The following is a 16,067-nucleotide window of genomic DNA, read 5'->3' as shown; positions in this document are numbered from 1 at the left end:
CGATCAGACCGCCGCCGGGGACGTACGTCAAACGGCCGGGGTCCCGGGAGAAGTCCCGAAGCCCCGGCCGCTGCGGGGAGCGTCAGCTCCAGCTCGCGTGGAGGGGCTTGCCCTCGGCGTAACCGGCGGCGGACTGGATGCCGACGACGGCCTTCTCCTCGAACTCGGCCAGCGTGCTCGCACCCGCGTACGTGCAGGACGACCGCACGCCCGCGATGATCGAGTCGATCAGGTCCTCGACGCCCGGACGGGCCGGGTCGAGGAACATCCGCGACGTCGAGATGCCCTCCTCGAAGAGCGCCTTGCGCGCCCGGTCGTAGGAGGACTCCTCGGACGTCCGGTTCCGCACGGCCCGCGCGGACGCCATGCCGAAGGACTCCTTGTAGGCGCGGCCCTGCGCGTCGTGCTGGAGGTCGCCGGGGGACTCGTACGTCCCGGCGAACCAGGAGCCGATCATCACGTTGGACGCGCCGGCGGCGAGCGCCATGGCGACGTCGCGCGGGTGACGGACGCCACCGTCGGCCCAGACGTGCTTGCCGTACTTCTTCGCCTCGGCGGCGCACTCCAGGACGGCCGAGAACTGCGGGCGGCCGACACCGGTCATCATGCGGGTGGTGCACATGGCACCGGGGCCCACGCCGACCTTGATGATGTCCGCGCCGGCCTCGACGAGGTCCTTGACGCCCTCGGCGGAGACGATGTTGCCCGCGACGATCGGGACCCGCGGGTCGAGCGCCCGCACGGTCCTGATCGCGGAGATCATCGACTCCTGGTGCCCGTGGGCGGTGTCGATGACGAGCGTGTCGACGCCCGCGTCGAGCAGCAGCTTGGCCTTGCCGGCCACGTCGCCGTTGATGCCGACGGCCGCGGCGATCCGCAGCTTGCCGTCCGCGTCGACGGCCGGGGTGTACAGGGTGGCGCGCAGGGCGCCCTTGCGGGTGAGGATGCCGGCCAGCTTGCCGTCCGCGTCGACGGCGGGGGCGTAGCGGCGGTTGGCGCCGTCGAGGGTGTTGAAGGCCTCGCGGGGGTCGATGTCCGCGTCGATCAGCAGGAGGTCCTTGGACATGACCTCGGAGAGCTGCGTGAAGCGGTCGACGCCGGTGAGGTCGGCGTCGGTGACGACGCCGACGGGGCGGCGGTGCTCGTCGACGACGACGCCGGCCTCGTGCGCCCGCTTGGGCAGCAGCGCGAGCGCGTCGGCGACGGTCTGGTGCGGCTCCAGGACGATGGGGGTGTCGAGGACCAGGTGGCGGCCCTTCACCCAGGAGACGACCTCGGTGACGACCTCGATCGGGATGTCCTGGGGGATGACGACGATGCCGCCCCGGCGGGCGACCGTCTCGGCCATGCGGCGGCCGGCGATCGCGGTCATGTTGGCGACGACCAGCGGGATCGTCGTACCGGTCCCGTCCGGCGCGGAGAGGTCCACGGCCTGTCGGGAGCCGACGGCCGACCGGCTCGGCACCATGAACACATCGTCGTACGTGAGGTCGTACGGCGGCTTGACGTCATTGAGGAAACGCACGTGCTGACATCCCAGTCGTTCGGATCGGCCCCTAGGCATTTCAGCCAGGGGAAAAAGCACGTAGTTCATTGTCCCACGCCGGTACGGATACCAGCCCCGGGCGAATCCTCCGAGCCTCACGACCGCCCTTTCGGAGGATCACCCGAACACTTTCGGTCAGCCGCCGCTCTCCGCGGTGTGGCCGGGGCGGATCAGCCCCGTCTCGTACGCGAGGACGACGAGCTGGACGCGGTCGCGCACGCCCAGCTTGGTGATCGCCCGGGTGACGTGGGTCTTGGCCGTCAGCGGTGAGATCACCAGCCGTTGGGCGATCCGGTCGTTGGAGAGCCCGGCCGCGACCAGGGCGACCACCTCGCGCTCGCGTGCGGTGAGCGCGGTGAGCCGCTCCGCGGCGACGGTGGCGGCGGGCGCGCGGTGGGCGAACTCCGCGACGACCCGGCGGGTCGCGCTCGGCGAGAGCAGGGCGTCGCCCGCGGCGACCGCCCGGATCGCCTGGCGCAGGTCGTCCGGTTCGATCTCCTTGGTGAGGAAGCCGCCGGCGCCCGCGCGCAGCGCCGCGAAGACGTACTCGTCGGTCTCGAAGGTGGTCAGCACGATCACCCTGGTGCCGGCGAGTTCCGGGTCCTTGGTGAGGGTCTCGGTGGCGGTCAGCCCGTCCGTCCCGGGCATCCGGATGTCCATCAGGACGACGTCGGGGCGGAGCTCCCGGACGGCGCGCAGCGCCTCGTCGCCGGTGGCGGCCTCGCCGACCACCTCGATGTCGCGGGTCCGCCGGAGCAGGCTGCGGAAGCCGGCCCGGACGAGGGCCTGGTCGTCGGCGAGCAGTACCGAGATCGTCATGATCGTCAGCTTGGCACAGGAATCACGGCCCGGACGGTGTGTCCGCCGTGCTCGCCCGGCCCGGAGGCGAACTCGCCGCCGAGGACGGAGACCCGCTCCCGCATCCCGGCGACCCCGTGCCCGCCACCGCCCGGGCCCCGTTCGCCCGCGGCCCCTTCAGCCCCGACCCCGACCCGAGCCCCGTCCCCGGCGCCTGCGCCTGCGCCTGCGCCTGCGCCCGTACCCGTACCGACGGCCCCCGCGCCCGTGCCGTCGTCGGCGATCTCGACGCGTACGGCCTCGGAGCCGTACCGCAGCCGGACGTCGACGCGGGTGCCGCCGGAGTGCCGCACCGCGTTGGTCAGCGACTCCTGGACGATCCGGTAGACGGCGAGCGCGACGGGCGCCGGGACACCGGCCGGGTCGCCCTCGGTCTCGACGGCCGCCCGGAATCCGGCGGCCCGTACGCCCTCCACCAGGTCGCCGAGGCCGTCGAGTCCCCGCCCGGGGGCGAGTTCCATGGCGCCCGGGTCCTCCCCGGGGTCGCGCAGGACGCCGATGAGCGCGCGGAGGTCGGTGACGGCGGTCGCGCGGACCTCCTGCGCGGTCCGCAGCGCGGCCCGCGCCTCCGCCGGCTCGTCGTCGAGGGCCTCGACGGCCACCCGCAGCTGCACGCCGACGACGGTCAGGGTGTGCGCGACCACGTCGTGCAGCTCGCGGGCGATCCGGAGCCGCTCCGCCTCGGCCCGCCGCCGGGCCTCCGCCGCCCGCTCCCGGGCGGCGCGTTCCCGTCCGGCCGCCTCCTCGCGGCGCCAGTTGCGGCCGTTGCGCCAGGCAGTCGCGGCGGCCAGGACGAGGGCGAGCCAGAGGGTCTCCGCGCCGAGCTCGGCGACGACCCCCCGGCCGCCGAGCCCGGCGACGTACCGCTCCCAGTTCGCCGCGAAGGCGACCTGGAGGACCCCGACGGCGACGGCGAAGGCGAGCCCGCGCGGCACCCGCCGCAGCAGCGGGCCGAGCCGCTTCCCCGCCGCGTCCGGTGCGGCTCCGTCTCCGGCCGCCACGAGGAAGTACGCGGCGGAGGCGGGCCAGATCCAGCCCACGTCCGACATCCCGGCGCCACGGAAGGCGATGACGGTCTGGACGCTCGCCAGGAGGGCCGCGCGCGGCCACCGGCCGGCCGCGAGGACCAGCACGGCGAGCCCGAGGGCGTACGGCACCGCGCCGGCCAGGAGCGGGCCGTCTCCCGCCAGGGCCTCGGCGGTGACCACGGCGACCGCCGTCACGGCGGCCGCGGCGCCCCGTACGGCCCCCGCGGCCCCCGCGCCCGCCGGTCCCCCGACGGTCCCCGCCCCACCACTCCGCTCGCCCGCGCCACGCTCTTCGCTCACCGGCTCATTCTGCCCAACGTCCGCCCGCGACCAGGGCCGTTCGGGCCTCACGCGCGCTCCTGCGGGCGCGCGGCGGCGACGGCGGCGAGCGCCACCCAGACCAGGGCGGTGCCGAAGGCGATGCGCTCGACGAGCCCGACCACGGTGGGCACGGCGGCGGTGCCGAGCGAGGGCCCGTCCATCACGTCCACCAGGCAGACAAGGAGCACGCCGGTCGAGACGACCGAGGTGACGAGCACGGCCCGCAGCGCCAGGGCGGCGCCCGGCCGGCGCCGGGCCAGCCACCGGTGCAGCACCAGCGCGGCCACGGGCAGGGCCAGGAAGGCGGGGGCGGCGGCGGTGCCGTGGACGAGGTCCGAGGCGGAGGGCCGGCCCCACTGCCCGGGCGGGTCGGCGGGGAAGACCCCGGCGACCAGGACGCCGAGGGTCCACACCCCCACCGCCCACCGTCCGGCCCGGGGCGCCCCGGCGCGCCGCAGCAGGGCAAGGAGGAGACCGGAGACCCCGGCGATCACCAGCAGGGCGGCGGTGATCAGCCAGCCGGCGGTCCCGTTGACGTACCGGCTGATCACCTCGGTGACCGGGCTGTACCCCGGGTTCAGCAGGTCGGCGGCGGCGATCCCGGCCACGGCGGCACCGACCCCGGCGACGACGAGCGAGGAGGAGGACGGGGAGGACGGGGAGTGCGGAGAGGAGGAGGACGGGGAGGACGGTGAACGAGTCTGCACGAGGAGCCTCCGGACGGTGAGGGGCGGCGCTTCCGCCCGACGCCCCTCACGCTAGGAATCCGGCCGCCCCACCCGCGTCCCCCGTCCGCCGACATCCCGGCGTACTCCCCCGGCGCACGCCGTACTCCCCACGGTGTACGCGCCGGGCCTCACTCCTCCGCCCCGTCCCCTCCCAGGGCGACCAGCACCGAGAGCCGCTCGCCGGACTCCTCGACGGCCGTCGCGAACACCTCCTGGGCGAGGTCCCAGTCGCGCGGGGCGCGCCGCGCGTAGGCCTGCCAGTGGGTCACCACGACGGCGACGGGCCGGGGCAGGTCGCCGAGGCTCTCCGCCAGCGCGTCCCAGTTGCGGCCGAACCAGTCCGGCAGGCCGAACGCGTCCGCGCAGCGGTCCATGAAGCCCGCCTTGTCGGTGACGCCGCGCAGATCGAGGACGACGGGGTCATCGAGCCTCATCGCCGACCACCTCCCGGAAGCTCTCGTAGTGGTCGTCGGTGTAGTACCGCTCGCCGTCCCCGCCGGTGACGATCCGGCGCGCGCCCCGGTCGCGTTCGCCGGGGGTGCGGACGGTGTACTCGTGGTAGTAGCCGCGCTTCCTCGGCGGCAGGATCCGCTCGAAGTTCGAGAAGACGCTGCCGTCCTTGCCGTACGGGAAGGGTCCGCCGGCCCGGATCAGCGCGAGGGTCCGGCGCGCCTCGGGCGGCAGCTCCGACTCCCGGACGGTGGGGAGGTCCGAGACGGGCGCGGAGGCCACCGTCGCGGCGGTACGGGACGGGGCCGCGGTGGCGGTCGGCGTGGCGGTCCCGGAGGAGCAGCCGGTGAGGAGCAGGGTCAGCCCGGCCAGGACGGCGAGCCCCGGCCGGAGGCAGCGAGCGATCATGCCCCGATGCTGTCACCGGCCGCCCGGTCCGGCCCGGGGACGCGCCCGGGGACACGTCCGGGTACGCCGGAGGGCGCCGACCGTGCCCTCGGTCGGCGCCCTCCGGTGTGGCTGCCGGGCTCAGCGGCCCTCGGTGCCCGTGCCCGTGTCCGGGTCCTTGCGGTCGAGGGCCGGGCGCGGGCCCGGGCTGAACTCGGTGAGCAGGTAGTCGGCGGCCGAGCGGTCGGTGACGAGGCTGGTGACGAGGCCGGAGCGGAGCACCGCGCCGATCGCCGCCGCCTTGCGCTGGCCGCCCGCGATGGCGACGACCTCGGGGATCCGGCGCAGCCGGTCCGCCTCGACGGTGATGCACCGCTCGCCGAGGTCGCGGCCGACCCGGCGGCCCTCGGAGTCGAAGAGGTGCGCGGACATCTCGGCGGCCACGCCGAGGGTGGCGTAGTGGGCGCGCTCCTCCTCGGTGAGCATGTCGTGGACGGTCGAGATGCCCGGCTCCCAGGAGCCGATGGAGACGCAGGCGACGGTGACCTTGTCGAAGTACTCGAAGGCGCGGGCGATGCCGGTCTGGTTGCGCAGCGCGGCGGCGGTGGCCGGGTCGGGCAGCAGCATGGGCGCGTAGATGGGGTGGGCCTCGCCGCCGGAGACCTGGGCGGCGCGCCGGACCGCCTCGACCGAGCCGCGCTCGGCGGTCCCCGCGTCGTACACGCCGGTGAGCTGGACGACCGTGCACGGGGGCAGCCGGTCGAGGGCGGCCGCCATGTGGATGGTCGAGCGGCCCCAGGCCAGGCCGAGGACGTCGCCCTCGGTGACGAGCTCGCCGAGGAGGTCGGCGGCGACCTCCCCGAGGTTCTCCGGGTCGGGCGACTCGTCGTCCTCGGCCGGGGACTCGACGACGACGGCGTGGCGGAGCCCGTAACGGGCGCGCAGCGCGTCGGAACGTTCGGCGTCCAGCTCGGCCGGTACCCGGATCTCGATGCGTACGAGATCCCGCTCCAGAGCGGTCTCCAGGACCCGGGCCACCTTGAAGCGGCTCACGCCGAACTCCTCGGCGATCTGGATCTTGGACTTCCCCTCCAGGTAGAAGCGGCGCGCCATGGCCGCCGCCTGCACCAGCTCCGCGGGGCCCATCCGCAGGGCCGACCGTCCCGCCGACATTCCCGCCACCGCGATCTCCTCACTGCTGTTCACGCACCGCTGTCCACGATCCGTGTTCGTTCACACTCTGGACCCGCTGTTCATCCTGTCAGAAACGGCGAGCCTTGATCAGTCCTGTCGGCGGCCCGTCGGACCGCGTTCACCAGCCGGAGGCTCAGTGGCCACATGCCCAGGCGGCACCGGCCGTGGCGGCGTCCGCCCTGGCCCGCAGCGCGGCCACCGCGGCGGCCGGATCGGCCGCGCCGTAGACCGCCGAGCCGGCCACGAAGACGTCGGCGCCCGCCTCGGCGCAGCGCTCGATGGTCGCCTCGGAGACCCCGCCGTCGACCTGGAGCCACATTTCCAGGCCGTGCTTGGAGATCAGCTCACGGGTGCGGCGGATCTTGGGCAGCATGATGTCGAGGAAGGCCTGGCCGCCGAAGCCGGGCTCGACGGTCATGATGAGCAGCATGTCGAGCTCGGGGAGCAGGTCCTCGAAGGGCTCGATGGGGGTGGCCGGCTTGAGCGCCATGGAGGCCCTGGCGCCCTTGGCGCGGATCTCCCGGGCGAGCCGGACCGGCGCGGCGGCCGCCTCGACGTGGAAGGTCACGGAGCCGGCGCCGGCTTCGACGTACTGCGGCGCCCAGCGGTCCGGGTCCTCGATCATCAGATGACAGTCGAGGGGGATGTCGGTCGCCCGGCTGAGCGACTCGACGATCGGCACGCCCAGCGTCAGGTTGGGCACGAAGTGGTTGTCCATGACGTCGACGTGCAGCCAGTCGGCCCCGTCGACGGCCTTGGCCTCGTCCGCGAGGCGGGCGAAGTCTGCGGAGAGGATGCTGGGATTGATCTGCGCCATGAGCCAAGCCTGCCACGTTCTTGGGGACTTCTTTGCCGCGAACCGTTGAGCGGCCCCGCCGACACCGGACGTACTGGTACAGACCAGCGCAAACCGTCAGGTCGTCCGGTGGAAACCGTCAGACCGTCCGGCGGATCAGCGCCAGGTACATGGCGTCCGTACCGTGCAGATGCGGCCACAGCTGGACGTCGGGACCGTCTCCGAGCCGCTCGACACCGGGGAAGAGCGGCCGGGCGTCGATCAGCTCGGCGCCCCCGAGCTTCTTCAGCACGTCGTCCACGACGACCCGGGTCTCGGCGAGGTGCGGCGAGCAGGTCGCGTACCCGACGACTCCGCCGACGCGGACGGCCCTGAGCGCCTCGGTGAGCAGCCCGCGCTGGAGCGGCGCGAAGCCGTCGAGGTCCTCGGGGCGGCGGCGCCAGCGGGCCTCCGGGCGGCGGCGCAGGGCGCCGAGCCCGGAGCAGGGCACGTCGACGAGGACCCGGTCGAAGGAGCCCTCGCGCCACGGCGGGCGGGTGCCGTCGGCTGCGATGACCTGGTACGGGCCGGGGTTGCCGGCGAGGGCGCGCTCGACGAGCCGGGCGCGGTGCGGCTGCTTCTCGGAGGCGAGCAGGGCGGCGCCGCGCTCGGCGGCCAGCGCGCCGAGCAGGGCGGCCTTGCCGCCGGGGCCCGCGCAGCCGTCGAGCCAGCGCGTGTCGGGGCCCTCCAAGGGCGCGTTGGCCAGCGCGATCGCGACGAGCTGGCTGCCCTCGTCCTGGACGCCGGCCCGGCCGTCCCGGACGGCCTCCAGGGCACCGGGCTCGCCGCCCTCGGTGAGCCGCAGGGCGTAGGGGGACCAGCGGCCCGGCTCGGTCTCCGCGGCCCCGGCCAGCTCCTCGACGGTGGACCGGCCGGGGCGGGCGACGAGGGTGACCTCGGGCCGCTCGTTGTCGGCCTCCAGGAGCGCCTCGATGCCGGCCCGGCCGCCGCCGAGCGCGTCCCAGAGCGCGGAGACCACCCAGCGGGGGTGGGAGTGCACGACGGCGAGGTGGTCCTCGGCGTCCTTCTCGTACGGCGGGGCGACCTCGGCCAGCCAGGCGTCGAGGTCCTGCCGCGTGATCTTCCGCAGCACGGCGTTGACGAACTTGGCGCGGCCCTCGCCGAGCACCGCGCGGGCCAGCTCGACGGTGGCGGAGACGGCGGCGTGCGGCGGGATCCGGGTCCCGAGCAGCTGGTGCGCGCCGAGCGACAGCACGTCCAGGACCGGCGGGTCGACCTCGCGCAGCGGCCGGTCGACGCAGGCCGCGATGATCGCGTCGTACGTGCCCTGCCGGCGCAGCGTCCCGTAGACCAGCTCGGTCGCGAGGGCCGCGTCCCGCGCCTCGAAGCCCTCCTTCTCCCGCGCCTTGCGCAGCAGCGGGGGCAGCACGAGGTTGGCGTACGCGTCCCGCTCGTCGACCGCCCGGAGCACCTCGAAGGCGAGCATCCGCACGGGATCCTTCTTGGGCCGGCGGTGGGGCTTGGGGGGACGGCGACGTGCCTGCTCGCTCAAAGGTGCTCCGCGTGACGAAATGAGGGGTCGAACCCACCCAGCCTACGTCCGCGCGCCGCTACCGGGGAAAACGCCCCTGGCGGATCGTCCAGTCCTCGGCGGCGATCAGGCAGGGGACGGGCGCGGTGCCGCCGCCGTCCGCCTCGAAGGCGAGGAGCACCGGCGGCTCCTCGCCGGTGCTCCGGACGACCTCGGCCCGTTCCACCGCCGTGGGCTCGCGGAAGACGGGGTCCATGAAGCCCGTCGGGCACCGGACGTACGAGACGTCCACGAGCTCCGCCTCCAGGCCGTGGTGGTGCGTGAGGTCGTACCCGGCGACCAGGGTGAGCCGGCTGCCGTCGAAGCGGCGCGGCTCCCAGGCGTCCCACGGCCCCTCGGGAAGCGGCAGCGGGGTCACGCGCCCAGGCGCTCGCCCGGGGCGATGCGGACGCCGCGGGCCCAGTCGGCGGCCTTCATGGGCTTCTTGCCCTGCGGCTGGACCCAGAGCAGCTCGACGGCGTACGAGCCGGTGCCGGCGAACACGTTGTTCTTGCCGACCGCGAGCTCGCCGGGGGCGAGGTCGGTACGGTCCGGGACCGGGGCCGCCTGGATCAGCTTCAGGCGCTCGCCGCGGAAGAGGGTCCAGGCGCCGGGGGCCGGGGTGCAGCCGCGGATCACCCGGTCGACCCGGAGGGCGGGCGCGGCGAAGTCGACGTGGGCGTCCTCGACCTCGATCTTCGGGGCGAGGGTGATGCCGTCGGCGGGCTGCGGGACGGCCTTCAGGGTGCCGTCCTCGATGCCGTCCATGGTCGCCGAGAGCAGCCCGGCGCCCGCGAAGGCGAGCCGGGTGAGCAGGTCGCCGCTGGTGTCGGTGGGGCGGATCTCCTCGGTGATCACGCCGTAGACCGGCCCGGAGTCGAGGCCCTTCTCGATCTGGAAGGTGCTCGCCCCGGTCACCTCGTCGCCCGCCATCACCGCGTGCTGGACGGGGGCGGCGCCGCGCCAGGCCGGGAGGAGGGAGAAGTGCAGGTTGACCCAGCCGTGCGCCGGGATGTCGAGGGCCTTCTGCGGCAGCAGCGCGCCGTAGGCGACGACCGGGCAGCAGTCGGGGGCGATCTCGCGCAGCCGGGCGAGGAAGTCCTCGTCGCGCGGGTGGGCCGGCCGCAGGATCTCGATGCCCTCCTCCTCGGCCCGCTGCGCGACCGGACTGGCCACGAGCCGCCGCCCGCGCCCCGCGGGCGCGTCCGGCCGGGTGACCACGGCCGCCACCTCGTGCCGGCCCGAGGCGAGCAGAGCGTCCAGGGCGGGAACGGCGACCTCGGGGGTGCCTGCGAAGACCAGCTTCATGGGTGGCGACTGCCTGTCTGTCCGGGGGCGTTGCGAGCGACGCACCAGTCTAGGCGCTGTCTCCGACGCGGGCCCGGGGGGACGAGACGGCCCCGACCGGGGAGGGCGCGGCGGGGAAGACGCGGCGGGGAGGCACGGCCGGGAGGGCACGGCGGGGAGGACGGGCACGGCGGCGCGCGGAGGGAGGGGGCGTGCGCGACGGTGAGCGCCCTGCGCATATGCGTGTACGCCCCCGCAGCGTGACCCAAGCCCCGGTGGCGCGTTGGTCAAGAGAGATTGACCGAATCGGGCTGCCGTCCCCCTGCGGCCGCCCGCCCTTCCATCGCCGGTTCGAGAGGCTTTCACATGGCCGACCACGCAACCCACGACGCCCAAGCCCGGGCGAGTCTGCACCTGTTGGTGCGGGACATCGAGCGGGTCCGGCGGCAGGTGGACGCACTGCGCACGCTCACGGCCCAGCTGGGCAATGTCTACCGCCCTCGCCGCTCCGGCCCGTCCACGGGCTTCGTCGTCTACGGCCGCGCCCCCGCCCCCACCGTTCGGCTCGCCCAGGAGCTCCGCGACAGCGTCGAGACCCTGGTGACCGCGGCCGTCGAGTTCGACCGCTCCCTCGGGTTCTCCTGGGACGCCGTCGGTTCCGCGCTGGGTGTCACCAAGCAGGCCGTCCACCGCCGTTACGGTGCCCGCCGGGCGCCCCAGCAGCCCGCGGTGGAGCCGGAGCAGCACGGCGCCGAGCCGGGCGTGACCCGCACCCTGCCGTCGGTGCCCGCCGCCCGCAGCATGCCGCCGCAGCCCACCTCGGGCAGCGCCGCCCTCCGCGAGGAGCCCCGCTCCCCCGCCTTCCCCAGCCCGCGCAACGGCTGACCGCGCGGAGCCGACGACCGGCCGCCGCACCCTGCCGAAGAGGGCGGCGGCCGTCGTCGTGTCCGCTCCGTCGTCCGTCAGCCGATGTCCGGCGGATCCACCCTGACCCAGACGGGGTCGCCGGTGCCGCGCGCCTGACGGCTCGCCCGGGCGCGCTTGAGGGCCTGCGCGAGCGCCGCGCCACTGCCCGGCGGGACCCGGACGAGCGCCCGGTCCCACTGCTCGCCGGGCGGCGGGTCGCCGGGCCGGCGGACGGACCCCGGGCGGACCACCGGCAGCGGCACCGGCCCGAGGACCTCCGCGTCCATGGGCAGCGCGGCGCCCGCGAGGAAGGTCGCCACCGACTCGGGCGGCCCGGTGACCGCGGCCATCCGGGAGACCGGCGGGAAGCCCAGCTCGGCCCGCTCGGCCAGCTCCCGCTGGGCGTGCCCGACGGGGTCCCAGCGGACGAGCGCCTGCACGGGCCGCAGCGTCGGCTCGGCGACCACCACCACGGTGCCGCCGTCCGCCTGCCCCCTGACCAGCGAGGCCGCGTCCATCCAGCGGCGCAGCGCCTCCTCGCCGGCCCGCAGGTCGGGGCGGCCGAGCAGGGCCCAGCCGTCGAGCAGCAGCGCCGCCGCGTAGCCGCCGTCGGCGACCGGTTCGGCGCCGGGGGTGGAGACGACGAGGGCGGGGCGGTCCGGGACCCGGTCCAGGACGTGATCGCGGCCGGAGGTGCGTACCGGTACGGCGGGGAAGGCCCGGCCCAGCTCCTCCGCGGTCCTGCGGGCGCCGACGACCTGGGCGCGCAGCCGGGTCGAGCCGCACGCCTCGCAGTGCCAGTCGGGGGCCTCGCGCCCGCACCAGCCGCAGTGCAGCTCGCGCTGGTCGGGGGCTTCGAGCGGCCCGGCGCAGTGCCGGCAGCGGGCGGGCGTCCGGCACTGCTGGCAGGCGAGCCGGGGCACGTACCCCCGCCGGGGCACCTGGATCAGCACCGGTCCGGCGCGCAGCCCGTCCCGCAGGGTCTCCCAGGCGAGCGACGGCAGCCGGGCGGCCCGGGCGGCCCCGTCCCTGGCGAGCAGGTCGTCGCCGACGGTACGCACCCGGGGCGCGGCCCTGCGCACCTCCTCGCGGCTCGCGGCGAGCGGCCGGGCCCAGCCGGACTCGACGAGCTGCGCGGCCTCCACGGTGCAGCCGGTGGCGCCGAGCAGGAAGGCGCACCGGTCGTGCGCGGCGCGCAGCAGCAGCACCTCGCGGGCGTGCGGCTGCGGGGCGTGCGGGTCACTGTGGCTGCCGTCGCCGTCGTCCCAGATGACGACGAGGCCCAGGTCCCGGACGGGCGCGAACATGGCGGCTCGGGTGCCGACGACGGCCCGCACGGAGCCGCGCCGCACGGCGAGCCACTGCTCGTACCGCTTCTCGGGCCCGGCCTCGGCCGTGAGCACCGCGTGCCGCCCCTCCCCCAGGACGGCGGTCAGCGCCGCGTCGACGCGGCCGACGGCCCGCCCGTCGGGCACGACGACGAGGGCGCCGCGCCCGGAGGCGAGCGTGGCGGCGACCGCGCGGGCGATCTCCTCGGCCCAGTGCGGCCCCGGCAGTGCCGTCCAGACCGCCCGGGGCGTCCCGCCGCGCGCCAGCGACTCCAGGAACGCCGGCCCCTGCTCGTACCGCCCCCAGGTGCCCGGCTCCGGCGGCCCGGGCGCCGGCAGCGGCGCGGGCGAGGCCCGCCGCTCGGCGGCGGCGTTGCGCGGCGGCACGGCGAGCTGCAGCACGTCGGCGAGGCTGCCCGCGTACCGGTCGGCCACGGCCCGCGCGAGCGCGAGCAGCTCGGGCCCGAGCACCGGCTCGGGCGACACGACGTCGGCGAGCGCGGCCAGCGGCCCGGAGTAGTCGGACACGGCCCGCCGCTCGACGAGGAACCCGTCGATCAGCCGCCCGCCCTCCCGACGCCCGCCCCGCACCTGCCCCGAACCGGCCCCGAACCGCACCCGCACCCGCACACCCGGCCGCGCGACCTCGTCGAGCTCCTCGGGCACCGCGTAGTCGAAGAACTGGTCGAGGTGCAGCACCCCCTTGTTCACCACCACCCGCGCGACCGGCAGCTCCTTGGCGAGCGCGGCCCCCCGCCACGTCCGAGGCTTCGCCTTCGGCACCTTCGCCTTCCGCACGGTCTCCCGGATGAGCGCAAGCTGCTCGGGCCCCTCGCCGCTCTCCCCGTTCCCCTTCTCGCTGCTCACAGCCCCATACCTACCAGACGGCTCGGACAGCGGGAGTACGCCGGAAGCCCGGCGTCCCTCGTGGGGTGCCGGGCTTCCGGGGGGTGGTGCGGGTGGGCTACAGGCCGGCGGCCTTCTTGAGGGCGTCGACGCGGTCGGTGCGCTCCCAGGTGAAGTCGGGCAGCTCGCGGCCGAAGTGGCCGTAGGCGGCGGTCTGGGAGTAGATCGGGCGGAGCAGGTCGAGGTCGCGGATGATCGCGGCCGGGCGGAGGTCGAAGACCTCGCCGATGGCGTTCTCGATCTTCTCGTTGTCGACGGCGTTGGTGCCGAAGGTCTCGACGAAGAGGCCGACGGGCTCGGCCTTGCCGATGGCGTAGGCGACCTGGACCTCGCAGCGGGAGGCGAGGCCCGCGGCGACGACGTTCTTGGCGACCCAGCGCATGGCGTAGGCGGCCGAGCGGTCGACCTTCGACGGGTCCTTGCCGGAGAAGGCGCCGCCGCCGTGGCGGGCCATGCCGCCGTACGTGTCGATGATGATCTTGCGGCCGGTGAGGCCGGCGTCGCCCATCGGGCCGCCGATCTCGAAGCGGCCGGTCGGGTTGACCAGCAGGCGGTAGCCGTCGGTGTCGAGCTTGATGCCGTCCTCGACGAGCTCCTTCAGGACGTGCTCGACGACGAACTCGCGGATGTCGGGCGCGAGCAGCGAGTCGAGGTCGATGTCCGAGGCGTGCTGCGAGGAGACGACGACCGTGTCGAGGCGGACGGCCTTGTCGCCGTCGTACTCGATCGTGACCTGGGTCTTGCCGTCGGGGCGCAGGTACGGGATGGTGCCGTTCTTGCGGACCTCGGTGAGGCGGCGGGAGAGCCGGTGCGCGAGGTGGATCGGCAGCGGCATCAGCTCGGGGGTCTCGTCCGAGGCGTAGCCGAACATCAGGCCCTGGTCGCCGGCGCCCTGCTTGTCCAGCTCGTCCTCGTCGCCCTCGACGCGCTTCTCGTAGGCGGTGTCCACGCCCTGCGCGATGTCGGGGGACTGCGACCCGATGGAGACCGAGACGCCGCAGGAGGCGCCGTCGAAGCCCTTCTTCGAGGAGTCGTACCCGATCTCGAGGATCTTGTTGCGCACGAGGGTGGGGATGTCCGCCCACGCCTTGGTGGTCACCTCGCCCGCGACGTGCACGAGGCCGGTGGTGATCAGCGTCTCGACGGCGACGCGGGAGGTGGGGTCCTCCCGGAGCAGCGCGTCGAGGATGGTGTCGCTGATCTGGTCAGCGATCTTGTCGGGGTGTCCCTCGGTGACGGACTCCGAGGTGAACAGACGACGGGACACAACGCTCCCTGGGGTTGCAGCGGCTGCTGGCTATCTCTTCGCGGACCGGCAGGGGGCTGCGCCCCGCGACGTTCCACGGACAGTCTATCGGGCCGGGTCGCCGGATGGACCAGGTGTCTCGCCTGACGAATGCGATCAGGTGGGGCGAACCGGCCGCGGGAGGGGTCCGGGGAGCACGTTCCGTAGGGCGGAGATCACTCGCGCCCCGGCGTTTCGCGCACCCCGGACCTTCTCTGGACGCGGTGGAGCCCTCCCCCGGTGTCAGGCGGAGAGCTCCCGCAGGCGGGGCAGGACGAGGTCCCAGACGGTCTCGGCGAGGGCTTCCTTCGGGCCGTACGGGACCGAGGTCTCGGTGCCGTCGGCGGCGAGGATCACGGCCTCGTTCTCCTCCGAGCCGAAGGTCTTGCGCTCGCCGACCTCGTTGACGACGAGGAGGTCGCAGCCCTTGCGGGCGAGCTTGGCGCGGCCGTTGGCGAGCACGTCGTCGGTCTCGGCGGCGAAGCCGGCGACGACCTGGCCGGGCAGGGCGCGGTCGGCGGAGAGCTCGGCGAGGATGTCGGGGTTGCGGACCAGCTCGATGGTGGGCGCGCCCCCGTCGTCGGTCTTCTTGATCTTGCCGGTGGCGTACGCGGCCGGGCGGAAGTCGGCGACGGCGGCGGCCATGACGACCGCGTCGGCGTCGGCGGCGGCCTTGAGGACGGCCTCGCGGAGCTGGACGGCGGTGCCGACGTGGACGACGTCGACGCCGGCCGGGTCGGGGAGGCCGGTGTTGGCCTCGACGAGGGTGACCCGGGCGCCGCGGGCGGCGGCGGCCTTGGCGAGGGCGTAGCCCTGCTTGCCGGAGGAGCGGTTGCCGAGGTAGCGGACCGGGTCGAGGGGCTCGCGGGTGCCGCCGGCGCTGACCACGACATGGCGGCCCGCGAGGTCGGGGGCGGTGACGCCGCGGGCGAGGATCCTGCGGCAGACCTCGAAGATCTCGCCGGGGTCGGGGAGCCGGCCCTTGCCGGTGTCGACGCCGGTGAGGCGGCCGACGGCGGGTTCGATGACGACGGCGCCGCGGCGGCGGAGCGTGGCCACGTTCTCCTGGGTGGCCGGGTGCTCCCACATCTCGGTGTGCATGGCGGGGGCGAAGACGACCGGACAGCGCGCGGTGAGCAGCGTGTTGGTGAGGAGGTCGTCGGCGAGGCCGTGGGCGGCCTTGGCGAGCATGTCGGCGGTGGCGGGGGCGACGACGACGAGGTCGGCGCCCTGGCCGATGCGGACGTGCGGCACCTCGTGGACGGTCTCCCAGACCTCGGTGGAGACGGGGTTGCCGGAGAGCGCGGACCAGGTGGCGGCGCCGACGAAGTGGAGCGCGGAGTCGGTGGGGACGACGCGGACGTCGTGGCCCGACTCGGTGAGCCGGCGCAGCAGCTCGCACGCCTTGTAGGCGGCGATCCCGCCGCTCACGCCCAGGACGACCTTCGGCTTGGTCACGGCTGCCTCTCCCCACGCG

The 16,067-nt window shown here is 75.1% G+C and carries 15 protein-coding genes; 1 reads left to right on the top strand and 14 read right to left on the bottom strand.

The features are described 5' to 3' along the window. Nucleotides 1-82: 82 nt before the first annotated feature. The 11 genes from HHL19_RS25885 to fmt all read right to left on the bottom strand — a co-directional run bounded on the left by HHL19_RS25885 (nt 83) and on the right by fmt (nt 10,186). The gene (locus tag HHL19_RS25885; protein ID WP_346768485.1) at nt 83-1,525 is read right to left on the bottom strand and encodes a GuaB1 family IMP dehydrogenase-related protein; all 1,443 of its coding nucleotides are present in this window, start codon (nt 1,523-1,525) and stop codon (nt 83-85) included. Between the two features lie 156 nt (nt 1,526-1,681). Then, nucleotides 1,682-2,365 (bottom strand): response regulator transcription factor, encoded by a 684-nt coding sequence (locus tag HHL19_RS25880; RefSeq protein ID WP_169092738.1) that lies wholly within the window; start codon nt 2,363-2,365, stop codon nt 1,682-1,684. Nucleotides 2,366-2,370: 5 nt separating this feature from the next. After that, the gene (locus tag HHL19_RS25875) at nt 2,371-3,732 is read right to left on the bottom strand and encodes a histidine kinase (RefSeq protein ID WP_169092737.1); all 1,362 of its coding nucleotides are present in this window, start codon (nt 3,730-3,732) and stop codon (nt 2,371-2,373) included. 47 nt (nt 3,733-3,779) lie between these two features. After that, entirely contained in the window at nt 3,780-4,460 is a 681-nt protein-coding gene (locus HHL19_RS25870; protein WP_169092736.1) for a DUF998 domain-containing protein, read from the bottom strand. A 149-nt stretch (nt 4,461-4,609) separates the two neighbouring features. Continuing rightward, nucleotides 4,610-4,915, bottom strand: a complete 306-nt coding sequence (locus HHL19_RS25865; RefSeq protein WP_169092735.1) for a barstar family protein — start codon at nt 4,913-4,915, stop codon at nt 4,610-4,612. After that, the gene (locus HHL19_RS25860; RefSeq protein WP_169092734.1) at nt 4,902-5,339 is read right to left on the bottom strand and encodes a ribonuclease domain-containing protein; all 438 of its coding nucleotides are present in this window, start codon (nt 5,337-5,339) and stop codon (nt 4,902-4,904) included. The genes HHL19_RS25865 and HHL19_RS25860 overlap by 14 nt, the downstream gene beginning before the upstream one ends. 120 nt (nt 5,340-5,459) lie before the next feature. Beyond that, nucleotides 5,460-6,524 (bottom strand): sugar-binding domain-containing protein, encoded by a 1,065-nt coding sequence (locus tag HHL19_RS25855; RefSeq protein WP_169092733.1) that lies wholly within the window; start codon nt 6,522-6,524, stop codon nt 5,460-5,462. 121 nt (nt 6,525-6,645) lie between these two features. Continuing rightward, entirely contained in the window at nt 6,646-7,329 is a 684-nt protein-coding gene (rpe, locus tag HHL19_RS25850) for a ribulose-phosphate 3-epimerase (protein ID WP_169092732.1), read from the bottom strand. A 118-nt stretch (nt 7,330-7,447) separates the two neighbouring features. Next, nucleotides 7,448-8,860, bottom strand: a complete 1,413-nt coding sequence (locus tag HHL19_RS25845) for a transcription antitermination factor NusB (RefSeq protein WP_169092731.1) — start codon at nt 8,858-8,860, stop codon at nt 7,448-7,450. Nucleotides 8,861-8,918: 58 nt separating this feature from the next. Continuing rightward, entirely contained in the window at nt 8,919-9,257 is a 339-nt protein-coding gene (locus HHL19_RS25840; protein ID WP_169092730.1) for a hypothetical protein, read from the bottom strand. After that, on the bottom strand, nt 9,254-10,186 hold the full coding sequence (fmt, locus tag HHL19_RS25835) for a methionyl-tRNA formyltransferase (protein WP_169092729.1): 933 nt from the start codon (nt 10,184-10,186) through the stop codon (nt 9,254-9,256). The genes HHL19_RS25840 and fmt overlap by 4 nt, the downstream gene beginning before the upstream one ends. A 345-nt stretch (nt 10,187-10,531) precedes the next feature. On the opposite strand from fmt, the gene HHL19_RS25830 reads away from it, so the two are divergent. Next, nucleotides 10,532-11,050, top strand: a complete 519-nt coding sequence (locus HHL19_RS25830) for a hypothetical protein (protein WP_169092728.1) — start codon at nt 10,532-10,534, stop codon at nt 11,048-11,050. Between the two features lie 77 nt (nt 11,051-11,127). On the opposite strand, the gene HHL19_RS25825 is transcribed toward HHL19_RS25830, so the two are convergent. From HHL19_RS25825 to coaBC, 3 genes are all read right to left on the bottom strand, one after another. Further along, nucleotides 11,128-13,266, bottom strand: coding sequence for a primosomal protein N' (locus HHL19_RS25825; RefSeq protein WP_169092727.1), 2,139 nt, complete (start codon nt 13,264-13,266; stop codon nt 11,128-11,130). 97 nt (nt 13,267-13,363) lie between these two features. Beyond that, complete coding sequence (gene metK, locus HHL19_RS25820) at nt 13,364-14,572, bottom strand: methionine adenosyltransferase (RefSeq protein WP_169092726.1); 1,209 nt, start codon at nt 14,570-14,572, stop codon at nt 13,364-13,366. 261 nt (nt 14,573-14,833) lie between these two features. After that, nucleotides 14,834-16,048 carry a bifunctional phosphopantothenoylcysteine decarboxylase/phosphopantothenate--cysteine ligase CoaBC gene (coaBC, locus tag HHL19_RS25815; protein ID WP_169092725.1) on the bottom strand — a complete coding sequence of 405 codons (1,215 nt, stop codon included), beginning with the start codon at nt 16,046-16,048 and terminating at the stop codon, nt 14,834-14,836. Nucleotides 16,049-16,067 lie beyond the last annotated feature (19 nt).

This window comes from Streptomyces sp. R302, assembly GCF_012927245.1.
Lineage (GTDB): Bacteria > Actinomycetota > Actinomycetes > Streptomycetales > Streptomycetaceae > Streptomyces.
The sequence above is the reverse complement of the archived record's forward strand: the minus strand, read 5'-3'. Positions and strand labels throughout refer to the sequence as shown.